The organism is Streptomyces lavendulae subsp. lavendulae (genome assembly GCF_002803845.1).
Classification (GTDB): domain Bacteria; phylum Actinomycetota; class Actinomycetes; order Streptomycetales; family Streptomycetaceae; genus Streptomyces; species Streptomyces lavendulae.
The window spans coordinates 4334602-4346929 of the sequence record NZ_CP024985.1 but is presented as its reverse complement, the minus strand read 5'-3'; the positions used below and the strand labels follow the sequence as shown (position 1 = coordinate 4346929).

At 69.2% G+C, this 12328-nt stretch carries 12 protein-coding genes; 6 read left to right on the top strand and 6 right to left on the bottom strand.

What is annotated here, in order from left to right:
- Positions 1 to 64 precede the first annotated feature (64 nt).
- The 3 genes from SLAV_RS19010 to SLAV_RS19000 form a co-directional block, all read right to left on the bottom strand.
- Positions 65 to 1339 (bottom strand): MFS transporter, encoded by a 1275-nt coding sequence (locus SLAV_RS19010; protein WP_030225218.1) that lies wholly within the window; start codon positions 1337 to 1339, stop codon positions 65 to 67.
- Positions 1340 to 1445: 106 nt separating this feature from the next.
- Positions 1446 to 2528 (bottom strand): inositol-3-phosphate synthase, encoded by a 1083-nt coding sequence (locus tag SLAV_RS19005; protein WP_030225220.1) that lies wholly within the window; start codon positions 2526 to 2528, stop codon positions 1446 to 1448.
- Between the two features lie 50 nt (positions 2529 to 2578).
- Complete coding sequence (locus SLAV_RS19000; RefSeq protein ID WP_030225222.1) at positions 2579 to 3181, bottom strand: PadR family transcriptional regulator; 603 nt, start codon at positions 3179 to 3181, stop codon at positions 2579 to 2581.
- Between the two features lie 270 nt (positions 3182 to 3451).
- Here SLAV_RS19000 and SLAV_RS18995 point away from each other — a divergent pair, with 270 nt between their 5' ends.
- Both SLAV_RS18995 and SLAV_RS18990 read left to right on the top strand, forming a co-directional pair.
- The gene (locus SLAV_RS18995) at positions 3452 to 6058 is read left to right on the top strand and encodes a transglycosylase domain-containing protein (protein ID WP_030225223.1); all 2607 of its coding nucleotides are present in this window, start codon (positions 3452 to 3454) and stop codon (positions 6056 to 6058) included.
- Between the two features lie 87 nt (positions 6059 to 6145).
- The gene (locus SLAV_RS18990) at positions 6146 to 7630 is read left to right on the top strand and encodes a glycosyltransferase family 87 protein (RefSeq protein WP_030225225.1); all 1485 of its coding nucleotides are present in this window, start codon (positions 6146 to 6148) and stop codon (positions 7628 to 7630) included.
- A 37-nt stretch (positions 7631 to 7667) separates the two neighbouring features.
- On the opposite strand, the gene SLAV_RS18985 is transcribed toward SLAV_RS18990, so the two are convergent.
- The 3 genes from SLAV_RS18985 to SLAV_RS18975 form a co-directional block, all read right to left on the bottom strand.
- Positions 7668 to 8699, bottom strand: coding sequence for an alanine racemase (locus SLAV_RS18985; protein ID WP_030225227.1), 1032 nt, complete (start codon positions 8697 to 8699; stop codon positions 7668 to 7670).
- A gap of 66 nt (positions 8700 to 8765) precedes the next feature.
- Positions 8766 to 9884 carry a lipid II:glycine glycyltransferase FemX gene (locus tag SLAV_RS18980; RefSeq protein WP_030225229.1) on the bottom strand — a complete coding sequence of 373 codons (1119 nt, stop codon included), beginning with the start codon at positions 9882 to 9884 and terminating at the stop codon, positions 8766 to 8768.
- Between the two features lie 132 nt (positions 9885 to 10016).
- On the bottom strand, positions 10017 to 10337 hold the full coding sequence (locus tag SLAV_RS18975; RefSeq protein WP_030225231.1) for a hypothetical protein: 321 nt from the start codon (positions 10335 to 10337) through the stop codon (positions 10017 to 10019).
- 253 nt (positions 10338 to 10590) lie between these two features.
- Here SLAV_RS18975 and rpsF point away from each other — a divergent pair, with 253 nt between their 5' ends.
- The 4 genes from rpsF (at position 10591) to rplI (ending at position 12289) form a co-directional block, all read left to right on the top strand.
- On the top strand, positions 10591 to 10881 hold the full coding sequence (rpsF, locus tag SLAV_RS18970; RefSeq protein ID WP_007265254.1) for a 30S ribosomal protein S6: 291 nt from the start codon (positions 10591 to 10593) through the stop codon (positions 10879 to 10881).
- 72 nt (positions 10882 to 10953) lie between these two features.
- Complete coding sequence (locus tag SLAV_RS18965; RefSeq protein WP_030225236.1) at positions 10954 to 11544, top strand: single-stranded DNA-binding protein; 591 nt, start codon at positions 10954 to 10956, stop codon at positions 11542 to 11544.
- Between the two features lie 43 nt (positions 11545 to 11587).
- A complete protein-coding gene (gene rpsR, locus SLAV_RS18960) occupies positions 11588 to 11824 on the top strand; it encodes a 30S ribosomal protein S18 (RefSeq protein WP_005315025.1) in 237 nt (78 codons plus the stop codon).
- Between the two features lie 18 nt (positions 11825 to 11842).
- On the top strand, positions 11843 to 12289 hold the full coding sequence (rplI, locus tag SLAV_RS18955; RefSeq protein ID WP_030225238.1) for a 50S ribosomal protein L9: 447 nt from the start codon (positions 11843 to 11845) through the stop codon (positions 12287 to 12289).
- The last annotated feature ends 39 nt before the right edge of the window (positions 12290 to 12328 follow it).

Sequence of the window (12328 nt, the reverse complement as noted above, 5' to 3'; positions counted from 1 at the left end):
GCATGGCGGTCGGCGCCGATGTTTCACGTGAAACATCGGCGCCGACCGCCATGGGCGTCCGGGTTCATGTTTCACGTGAAACATCGACCCGGCGCCGGAGCATCAGCGCCGTGAGGGCGTAGAGGACGGCCACGCTCACGACCAGCGCCGCGGAGCGGCCGTCGGCCGGGAGCATCAGGGCGGCCACGGCGGCCGCGCCGACGAAGGCCACGTTGACCAGGACGTCGTAGACGGAGAAGACCCGCCCGCGGAAGTCGTCCTCCACCTGGGACTGCACGACGGTGTCGGTGGAGATCTTGACTCCCTGGGTGGCCAGGCCGAGGACGAACGCGGCGACGAGCATCGGCCCGGGCTCGAAGGCCAGCCCGAGGGCGGGGACCAGGACGGCCGCCCCGGCGGCACACAGGGCCATCCACCTACGGGTGCCCAGCCGGCCGACGCACCAGGGGGTGACGACGGCGGCGGCGAAGAAGCCCGCGCCGGAGATCCCGATGGCCGTGCCCAGCAGGGCCAGGCCGTCGGCCTCGTTGTCCGACCAGGCGTAGCGGCAGAGCATGAGCAGCATCACGAACAGGGCCCCGTAGCAGAACCGCATCAGGGTCATCGCGGTGAGCGCCTGGGCGGCCTCGCGGCGGGCGGCCAGGTGCCGGATCCCCTCGACCATGCCCCGTGCCGTGAGGGCGACCCCTTCGGCCATCGAGGGGTGGACGATGCCCGGAGGGTGGTCGGGGCCGAGGAGGCCGATGGCCAGCCTCAGGGCGGCCAGGCCCGCGCACAGGTAGAGGGCGGCGCCGAGGAGGACGACCAGGGCGTTCGAGTCGGAGACGAGCAGCCTCACGAGGAAGGCGAGCCCGCCACCGGCGGTCGCCGCCAGGGTCCCGGCCGTGGGAGAGAGGGCGTTCGCGGTGACAAGCTGGCCGGGGCCGACGACCCTGGGCAGCGAGGCGGAGAGGCCGGCCAGGACGAAGCGGTTGACGGCGGTCACCGACAGCGCGGAGGCGTAGAAGAGCCAGTCGGGTGCGTGCACCACGATCAGCACGCCGGTCACGCAGGCGAGCAGGGCCCGCAGCAGGTTGCCGTAGAGGAACACCTGCCGGCGGCGCCACCGGTCCAGCAGTACGCCGGCGAACGGACCGACCACGGAGTAGGGCAGCAGCAGGACGGCCATGGCCGAGGCGATGGCCGCGGGCGAGGTCTGCTTCTCCGGGGAGAAGACCACGTAGGTGGCGAGGGCCACCTGGAAGACCCCGTCGGCGGCCTGGGAGAGCAGCCGTACGGCCAGCAGGTTGCGGAAGTCCCTCAGGCGCAGGAGTACGCGCAGATCACCTACGACAGCCATGAGGGCAAGGGTCACACACGCCGAGGGTCCCCGGGCACATTTGCCCGGGGACCCTCGGCGGAAGAACAGTCGAAGACCAGATGTCCGTCAGGACCCTGGGTTTCGGCTAGCGCTCGACCTCGCCCTTGATGAACTTCTCGACGTTCGCGTAGGCCTCGTCGTCGAAGTACTGCACCGGCGGGGACTTCATGAAGTAGCTGGAGGCCGACAGGATGGGGCCACCGACGCCACGGTCCTTGGCGATCTTCGCGGCGCGCAGAGCGTCGATGATGACACCGGCGGAGTTCGGGGAGTCCCACACCTCAAGCTTGTACTCAAGGTTCAGCGGGACGTCGCCGAAGGCGCGGCCTTCGAGGCGGACGTAGGCCCACTTGCGGTCGTCGAGCCACGCGACGTAGTCGGACGGGCCGATGTGGACGTTCTTCTCGCCGAGCTCACGGTCGGGGATCTGCGAGGTGACGGCCTGCGTCTTGGAGATCTTCTTCGACTCCAGGCGGTCGCGCTCCAGCATGTTCTTGAAGTCCATGTTGCCGCCGACGTTGAGCTGCATGGTGCGCTCAAGACGGACACCGCGGTCCTCGAACAGCTTGGCCATCACGCGGTGCGTGATGGTGGCGCCGACCTGCGACTTGATGTCGTCGCCGACGATCGGGACACCGGCCTCGGTGAACTTGTCCGCCCACTCCTTGGTGCCGGCGATGAAGACCGGGAGGGCGTTGACGAAGGCGACCTTGGCGTCGATGGCGCACTGGGCGTAGAACTTCGCCGCGTCCTCGGAACCGACGGGGAGGTAGCAGATCAGGACGTCGACCTGACGGTCCTTGAGGACCTGGACCACGTCGACCGGGGCCTCGGCGGACTCCTCGATGGTCAGGCGGTAGTACTTGCCCAGGCCGTCCAGGGTGTGGCCGCGCTGCACGGTCACGCCCGCGTTCGGGACGTCGCAGATCTTGATGGTGTTGTTCTCGCTGGCGCCGATGGCGTCCGAGAGGTCGAGGCCGACCTTCTTCGCGTCGACGTCGAACGCGGCGACGAACTCGATGTCACGCACGTGGTAGTCGCCGAACTGGACGTGCATCAGACCGGGGACCTTGGCCGCCGGGTCGGCGTCCTTGTAGTACTCGACGCCCTGCACCAGCGAGGCGGCGCAGTTGCCCACGCCGACGATGGCTACGCGAACCGAACCCATTCCGGTTGCTCCCTGTTTGTTCTCGGAACGAGGCCTGCGAGATGCAGGCCTCACTTTGCAGTTTCGTCGGGCGGACCGGGACGTCTCTGGTCCCGTCCCGCCCGCTCGCTCTCGATGAGCTCGTTCAGCCAGCGCACTTCACGCTCCACGGATTCCATTCCGTGGCGCTGCAGCTCAAGCGTGTAGTCGTCGAGGCGCTCCCGTGTCCGGGCGAGGGAGGCGCGCATCTTCTCCAGGCGCTCCTCCAGCCGGCTGCGGCGGCCCTCCAGCACGCGCATCCGCACTTCTCGTTCGGTCTGGCCGAAGAAGGCGAAGCGGGCGGCGAAGGACTCGTCCTCCCAGGTGTCCGGGCCGGTGTGGGAGAGGAGCTCTTCGAAGTGCTGCTTGCCCGCGGCCGTCAACCGGTAGACGATCTTGGCGCGGCGCCCTGCGAGTGAAGCGGCGACGGCGTCTTCCGGGGCGTTGCCCGGCTCCTCGATCAACCAGCCGTTGGCGACCAGCGTCTTGAGGCAGGGATAGAGAGTCCCGTAGCTGAACGCCCTGAAGACCCCCAGTGAGGTGTTGAGCCGCTTGCGCAGCTCGTACCCGTGCATGGGGGATTCGCGAAGCAGGCCGAGGACGGCGAATTCGAGGATGCCTGAGCGCCTGCTCATCCGCCTGCTCCTCTCTGCCTCTGAGTTTATGCCGAGCTGATGTATCGGCTCGATACATCCAGACGATAGAACGGGTGGCCGTCGGCGACAAGGGGCGACGTGGTGACCGGCGTCACATCACCAATTCGTACGACGCAGGTTGCCTGATTTGGGGTGAACTTCGGCACTGGTTGGGTTTTGACCGTGCGTAGTCTGTGCGGCAAGACACCGGGGGAACCGGAATCATCTGCCGCTTCCAGGCCACTCGCCTGCCCGAGGAGTAGTCGTTCGATGAGCGAGCACCGCCGCAAACCACCGCAACCCCAAGGTGGCGGCCGCGCCGCCCCCCGCCGGGCTGCCCAGCCGCACCCCGGACGGGGCTCCGGCCCCGGGCGGGACGTGCCCACCGCCTCGTCCCTCGGCCCGGCTGCCGGGCAGACTCCGCCGGGCAGCCGCGCCGACGCCCGCCGGGCCGCCCAGCGGGGCGCCGCGGGCCGCAGCCGCCCAGGTGGGAAGGGGGGCAAGGGCGGTCGTCTCATCAATTACCCGCGGGCCGAGAAGGAGGGCTGGAAGCGTTTCGTGCCCTCCTGGAAGCTGGTCGGGGGCACCGCGCTCGGCTTCTTCGCGGTCATCGTGGCCGGTGCCGGCATCGGTATCGCCAGCGTGGGGACGCCCGACCCGAACAAGGCGGCCCAGGCGCAGAACAACGTCTTCGAGTGGTCCGACGGCACCCAGATGGTCGCGACGGGCGGTTCCACGAACCGCCAGATCGTGCCGATCGACCAGATTCCCGTGTCGATGCGGAATGCCGTGATCGCCGCCGAGAACGAGTCCTTCGAGACGGACAAGGGCGTCGACCCGATGGGCATCGCCCGTGCCGTGGTCAACATGGCCACCGGCGGATCCACCCAGGGCGGCTCGACGATCACCCAGCAGTACGTGAAGAACATGTACCTGGACTCCGAGCAGACCCTGAAGCGCAAGGTCACCGAGCTCTTCATCTCGATCAAGCTGGGCATGTCCGAGGAGAAGAACACCGTCCTCGCCGGCTACCTGAACACCGCCTACTACGGCCGGGACGCCTACGGCATCCAGGCTGCCGCGCGGGCCTACTTCGGCAAGGACGCCAAGGACCTCAACCCGTCCGAGAGCGCCTTCCTCGCCTCCATGCTCAAGGGCCCCAACCTCTACAACCCGGACGGCGGCGTCGGCGCCGCGGCGACCCCCGAGGCCAACGAGAAGCGGGCCCGCCTGCGCTGGGCCTGGGTCCTCGACCGCGAGGTCGCGGTCGGGCGGATGGAGCAGTCCGAGCGGGACAAGTACAAGGACTTCCCCGAACGCGTCGACCTGGCGCAGGGCCGCGGCCTGACCGGCCAGATCGGCTACCTCGTCGACGTCGCCAAGTCGTACGTCATGAAGACCGGCGACATCAGCGCCGAGAAGATGGCCCTCGGCGGCTACACGATCCGCACCACCTTCGAGAAGCCCCGGGTGGACGCGCTGGTCAAGGCGGTGGAGGACACCCGCAACGACTTCCTCGACGAGAAGGCCCGCCCCGAGTACGACACCTTCGTCCAGTTCGGCGCGGCCTCGGTCGACGTGAAGTCCGGCGCGATCGTCGCCCTGTACGGCGGCCCCGGCTTCGACCAGAAGCACTTCACCAACAACGCCAACACCTCCGGCGTCCCGGTCGGCTCGACCTGGAAGCCGTACGTGCTGGCCGCCGCCCTGGAGTACGGCACCCAGAACTCCAAGGGCTCGGGCATCTCGATCGACAGCAAGTACAACGCCGACGACCTCACGGTGATCAACAACCGCGAGGGCAAGCCGCTCCTCGACAAGGACGGCAAGCCCTTCCGGCAGAAGAACGAGAGCCCCGAGGCCCACGGCTACGTGACCCTCAACGAGGCGATGCGGCAGTCGATCAACGTGCCGTTCGCCCAGCTCGTCTTCGACGTCGGCCACAGCAAGGTCCGCTCCGTCGCGAAGTCCACCGGCATCCTGGAGGAGTCGATGGACGAGAACGACAACGCCTCCTTCGCCCTGGGCACCTCGACCCCGAGCGCCATCCGGATGGCCGACTCGTACGCCACCTTCGCCGCGTCCGGTACGCACCGCGAGCCCTACTCGGTGCAGACGGTCCAGAAGGACGGCAAGACCCTGCCCGGCTTCGGGCCTCCCAAGGAGGCCCGCGCCATGGACGACGCCGTCGCGAACAACATCACCAAGGTGCTCCAGAACGTCGTCGAGAACGGCACCGGCACCAAGGCGAAGAAGCTCGGCCGCCCCGCCGCGGGCAAGACCGGCACCACCGACCAGAACAAGTCGGCCTGGTTCGTCGGCTACACCCCGCAGCTGTCCACCTCGGTGACGCTCTTCCGCAACGACCCGAACGCCAAGGGCAAGGACCGCAAGCTGCTGTCCATGAACCACGTGGGCGGCGTCGACTCCATCCACGGTGGTGACATCCCGGCCGTGATCTGGACCGAGTACATGCGCGAGGCCCTCAAGGGCACCCCGGCCAAGGACTTCCCGGAGGCCGAGGACATCGGCGTCATCGCGGACGCGGCCGGCGCCCCGACGCCCACCCCGGCGGCGGTCCCCTCGCCCTCGGCCTCGCCCTCGGCCTCCGTGTCGCCCTCCCCCTCGATGGTCTCCCCGTCCCCGTCCGACGGCGGCAAGCCGTCCTGCAAGCCGTGGAAGCTCTACTGCGACCCCCAGACGGCCGCGGGCACGGGCAACGGCGGGAACGGCAACGGCGGCAACACCAACGGCGGCAACGGCGGCGGCCTCCCCGCCGGCGGCACCACCGGACAGCCCACGACACCCCCCACCGGCCGGCCCGGCCGGCCCGGCGGAGTGACCAACTGGGGCGCCACCATCGGTGGCGGGGGCTGATCCCGCACCCGCCCCACCCCGGGAGGGCCGTCGCACCCCGTGCGGCGGCCCTCCCGCGCGTCCGGCCCGGTACGGCAGGATGAGCGCATGACCAAGGTGCACGAGGACCGTCCCGTACTGCCCACCCAGCAGGACGAGGTCGCCGCCGCCGGCAGCGAGCTCATCGGCGGCCCCATCGGCCGCCGCGCACGGCTGGGCGGCCACTGGCTGGCACCGGTCCGCGTCGTGGTCCTCGTCGTCATCGGCATGTTCGCGCTCGGCATGGTGCAGAAGCTGCCCTGCTACGACTGGGCGTGGTTCCGGGGAGCGGGCTCGCAGTACACGCACGCCTGCTACTCCGACATCCCGCACCTGTACTCCGCCCGCGGCTTCGCCGACGGGCTCGTGCCCTACTTCGACCGCTTCCCCGACGTCGCGGCCGACCCGAAGTACGGCGGCATGCAGTACCTGGAGTACCCGGTGCTCACCGGTGCCTTCATGCAGGTCGCCGCATGGCTGACCCCCTCCTCGGGGAGCATCCAGCACCGCGAGCAGATGTACTGGATGGTCAACGCGGGCATGCTGATGGCCTGCGCGGTGGTGATCGCCGTGTGCGTCGCCCGTACCCACCGCCGACGTCCTTGGGACGCCCTGCTCGTCGCCCTGGCCCCGGCGCTCGCCCTCAACGCGACCGTCAACTGGGACCTGCCGGCCGTCGCCCTGGCCGCCGTCGCGATGCTGATGTGGTCGCGCAGCCGCCCGTTGCTCGCCGGTGTCCTCATCGGCCTCGCGACCGCGGCCAAGCTCTATCCGGTGCTGCTGCTCGGGGCGCTGTTCGTCCTGTGCTGGCGCGCCGGGAAGTGGCGCGCCTTCGGTGCCACCGCCCTGGGCGCGGCCGTCTCCTGGCTCGTGGTGAACGGCCCCGTCATGTACTTCGCCTGGGACGGCTGGAAGCGGTTCTACGTCTTCAGCCAGGAGCGGCCCATCGACTTCGGCTCCGTGTGGCTGCTGATCTCCCAGCGCACCGGGAACCCGCTGGAGGGGGCCAACACCTACGCGACCGGGCTGACCCTGCTGCTGTGCCTGGCGATCGGGCTGCTCACGCTGACGGCCCCCAGGCGGCCCCGCTTCGCCCAGCTGGCCTTCCTGGTCGTCGCCGCCTTCGTCCTGGCCAACAAGGTCTACTCGCCGCAGTACGTGCTGTGGCTGATCCCGCTCGCCGCGCTGGCCCGGCCGCGCTGGCGGGACTTCCTGATCTGGCAGGCCGGCGAGATCGTGTACTTCCTCGGGATCTGGTTCTACCTGGCCTACACGACCAGCGGGGACAAGCACCAGGGCCTGCCGGTGGAGGGCTACCAGCTGGCGATCGTCGTCCACCTGCTGGCCACGCTCTACCTGTGCGCGGTCGTCGTACGGGACATCCTGCTGCCCGAACGGGACGTCGTACGGCGCGACGGGTCGGACGACCCCTCCGGAGGCGTCCTGGACGGCGCCGAGGACGCGTTCGTGCTCTCGGAACGGGCGAAGGCGCCGCAGTGCGCGGCGCCTTCCGGGGGACAGCGGGTCGACTGGGGCACGGACCCCGGGCACTGAGCGGTCCGGCCGCACCGGCCGGACCGTCCGGTGCGGATCAGGCGTCGAGCACCCGGTCGAACTGCGTGGTGGTGTGCCGCAGGTGCGCGACCAGCTCGTCGCCGACCTTCGGCTCGGTCGCGTCCGAGGGCACGAACAGGATCGACACCTGCATGTGCGGGGGCTCGGCGAACCAGCGCTGCTTGCCCGCCCACACGAAGGGAGAAAGGTTCCGGTTGACGGTGGCCAGGCCGGCCCGGGCGACGCCCTTGGCGCGCGGCATCACCCCGTGCAGGGCCTTGGGGGCCTCCAGGCCCACCCCGTGCGAGGTGCCGCCCGCGACCACGACCAGCCAGCCGTCGGAGGCGGCCTTCTGCTGCCGGTAGCCGAACCGGTCGCCCTTGGCCACCCGCGTGACGTCCAGGACCGCGCCGCGGTACTGGGTCGCGTCGTGGTCGCCCAGCCACAGCCGGGTGCCGATGCGGGCCCGGAAGCGGGTCTGCGGGAACTGCTGCTGGAGCCGCCCCAGTTCCTCGGCCCGCAGGTGGCTGACGAACATGGTGTGCAGCGGCAGCCGGGCCGCGCGCAGCCGGTCCATCCAGCCGATGACCTCCTCGACGGCGTCCGAGCCGTCCGGGCGGTCCAGGGGCAGGTGCAGGGCGAAGCCCTCCAGCCGGACGTCCTCGATCGCCGACTGGAGCAGGCCCAGGTCCTGCTCGGAGATGCCGTGGCGGCGCATCGAGCTCATGCACTCGATGACCACGCGGGCGCCGACCAGACCGCGGACCCCGTCCACCGAGGAGACCGAACGGATCACCCGGTCCGGCAGCGGGACCGGCTCCTCACCCCGCCGGAACGGGGTGAGGACGAGCAGGTCGCCACCGAAGTGGTCCTTGATGCTGGCGGCCTCGTACGTCGTTCCGACGGCCAGGATGTCGGCGCCCATCCGGGTCGCCTCCTCGCACAGCCGCTCGTGGCCGAAGCCGTATCCGTTGCCCTTGCAGACGGGGATCAGCCCGGGGAACTGATCGGTGATCTGCTTCTGGTGCGCACGCCAGCGCGCGGTGTCGACGTAGAGCGTGAGCGCCATGCCCGTCCGGAGCCTCTCTGGAAAGCTGCGTGGTGCAGCGGTGCGGTGTGTGTGGATGCGGCGGGGTCAGCGGCGCGACATGTAGATGTCGAGCGCCTTGTGCAGCATCTTGTTGAGCGGGAAGTCCCACTCGCCGACGTACTCGACGGCCTCTCCGCCCGTGCCGACCTTGAACTGGATGAGGCCGAACAGGTGGTCGTTCTCGTCCAGCGTGTCGCTGATGCCGCGCAGGTCGTAGATGCTCGCGCCGAGTGCGTACGAGTCGCGCAGCATGCGCCACTGCATCGCGTTCGAGGGCCGGACCTCACGCTTGTGGTTGGCGGAGGCGCCGTACGAGTACCAGACGTGCTGGCCGACGGTGAGCATCGTGGCGGCGGCCAGCGGCTCCCCCTCGTGCTTGGCGATGTACAGGCGCATCCGGTTGGGGTCCTCGGAGTTGAGGGCCGTCCACTGGCGCTGGAAGTAACTGAGCGGGCGCGGGCGGAACTTGTCGCGCTCGGCGGTGATCTCGTAGAGGTACTGCCAGGTCGGCAGGTCCTCGTAGCCGCCCTGGACGACCTCGACGCCGGCCTTCTCGGCCTTCTTGATGTTGCGGCGCCACAGCTGGTTGAAGCCCTTGAGGACATCGTCCAGCGAACGGTTCGCCAGCGGCACCTGGAAGACGTAGCGGGGCTGGACGTCACCGAAGCCGGCGCCGCCGTCCTCGGCCTGCTGCCAGCCCATGCGGCGCAGCTTGTCGGACACCTCGAAGGCGCGGGGCTCGATGACCGAGGCCTCCACGTCACGCAGGCGCTTGACGTCCGGGTCCTGGATTCCGGCCTTGATGGCGGCGGAGTTCCAGCGGCGGATGACGACCGGCGGGCCCATCTTCACCGTGAAGGCGCCCTGGTGCTTCAGGTGCGCCAGCATCGGCTGGAGCCATTCCTCCAGATTCGGGGCATACCAGTTGATGACCGGGCCCTCGGGGAGGTACGCGAGGTACCGCTTCACCTTGGGCAGCTGGCGGTACAACACCAGTGCGGCACCGACGAGTTCACCGGACTTGTCGAACCATCCGAGGTTCTCCGAGCGCCACTCGTTCTTGACGTCGGCCCATGCCGGGACCTGGCAGTGGCTAGCCGAGGGCAGGCTCTGGAGGTAGGCCAGATGCTGCTCTCGGCTGATGGTGCTCAGGGACAGGCTCATGCGGGGTGTCTCCTCCGGCGGCTTCGCTGGCTATGGCGCGAAGCCTACTGCGACAGGTGCGCCACCCATCTGGGGGACGGGCCGTAGCCCGGGCCGGCGTGTGGCCGGCGCCCCGTCGCGGAGGTCCCCCGGTCAGCCCAGCCAGCCGCCGAAGAGGCCGCCGTGTGCCATGCCGAGGAAGAAGCCGATGGCAGACGCGCCAAGGCCGATGATCAGTGCGAAGCGCTCGCGTGTCGTGGCGGAGATGAACTGTCCGTACAGCCCCGTCACGATCCCGACCAGCCCGGTCCAGGAGGTGAGCAGGTGCAGATTGTGGAAGAACGCAGTGACGAACGCCACGGCGCCGAGGACCAGGGTGACCGCCACCAGGGTGTCCTGGAGCGGGTGGGGCTTGCCGTCGGTCGAGAAGAGGGAGATCGACTGGGTGGACTGGCGTCGCATTGCCTGTGCCATCGGAAGGCACCTCCTGGCTGCAGCAGAGCGGTGCTGCGGGGCCGCCCCCGGCGGATGCCGGAGGACATAGCACCGAGCACACCCGGTGCTTACAGATTGTGGCCCTCTCCTGCCGGATTTCAACCGGAAGGAGTCGGCGGGGTAGTCTGTACGGTCTGCGCGGTGTCTGCTCTCGGACACCGTGCGGCACGCATCACGACCCTCCTGCCACGGAACGACCGTGGCCGCTGAGTCCAAAGGAGGTGGGTTCCACATGCGTCACTACGAAGTGATGGTCATCCTCGACCCCGATCTGGAGGAGCGCGCTGTCGCCCCCCTGATCGAGAACTTCCTCTCCGTCGTCCGTGAGGGCAACGGAAAGGTCGAGAAGGTCGACACCTGGGGCCGTCGTCGTCTCGCTTACGAGATCAAGAAGAAGCCCGAGGGCATCTACTCGGTCCTCGACCTGCAGGCCGAGCCTGCGGTCGTCAAGGAGCTCGACCGCCAGATGAACCTGAACGAGTCGGTTCTCCGGACCAAGGTCCTCCGCCCCGAGACCCACTGAACTTCGGTTCAGCGGTAATCGGGACCGAGTAGCACAGCAGCCCAGCAGCAATCCCCGCCGAGAGGTTCATCCATGGCAGGCGAGACCGTCATCACGGTCGTCGGCAATCTCGTCGACGACCCCGAGCTGCGCTTCACCCCCTCGGGTGCGGCGGTCGCGAAGTTCCGTGTCGCGTCCACTCCCCGCACCTTCGACCGTCAGACGAACGAGTGGAAGGACGGCGAAAGCCTGTTCCTGACCTGCTCGGTGTGGCGGCAGGCGGCCGAGAACGTCGCCGAGTCCCTTCAGCGGGGCATGCGCGTCATCGTGCAGGGCCGGCTGAGGCAGCGGTCGTACGAGGACCGTGAGGGTGTCAAGCGCACGGTCTACGAGCTGGACGTCGAGGAAGTCGGCCCCAGCCTGAAGAACGCCACGGCCAAGGTCGCCAAGACCACCGGTCGCGGTGGCCAGGGTGGATACGGCGGCGGCGGTCAGCAGCAGGGTGGCGGCGGCTGGGGCGGAGCCCCCAGCGGTGGCGCCCCGCAGGGCGGCGGAGCTCCCTCCGACGACCCGTGGGCGTCCAGCGCGCCGGCCGGTGGCCAGCAGCAGGGCGGCGGCGGGGGCGGCTGGGGCGGAAGCTCCGGCGGCTCCGGCGGCGGCTACTCGGACGAGCCGCCCTTCTAAGGGCAGCTCCATCCCCACTTCTTGATCACACAGGAGAGACACAATGGCGAAGCCGCCTGTGCGCAAGCCTAAGAAGAAGGTCTGCGCGTTCTGCAAGGACAAGACCGCGTACGTGGACTACAAGGACACGAACATGCTGCGGAAGTTCATTTCCGACCGCGGCAAGATCCGTGCCCGCCGCGTTACCGGCAACTGCACGCAGCACCAGCGTGACGTCGCCACGGCCGTGAAGAACAGCCGTGAGATGGCGCTGCTGCCCTACACGTCCACCGCGCGATAAGGAAAGGGTGACCGACTAATGAAGATCATCCTGACCCACGAGGTTTCTGGCCTCGGTGCCGCCGGCGATGTCGTCGACGTCAAGGACGGTTACGCTCGCAACTACCTGGTCCCGCGGAACTTCGCGATCCGTTGGACCAAGGGTGGCGAGAAGGACGTGGCGCAGATCCGCCGCGCCCGCAAGATCCACGAGATCGCGACCATCGAGCAGGCCAACGAGGTCAAGGCCAAGCTTGAGGGCGTGAAGGTCCGTCTGGCCACCCGCGCGGGTGACGCCGGCCGTCTCTTCGGTTCCGTCACCCCGGCCGACATCGCCACGGCGATCGAGGCGTCCGGTGGCCCGAAGGTCGACAAGCGTCGCGTGGAGCTGGGCTCCCCGATCAAGACCCTCGGTTCGTACCAGGTCTCCGTGCGTCTGCACGCCGAGGTCGTCGCGAACGTGGGCGTCGAGGTCGTCGCCGCCTAAGGGCAGCGCATGAAGGGCCGCACCCTCCGGGGTGCGGCC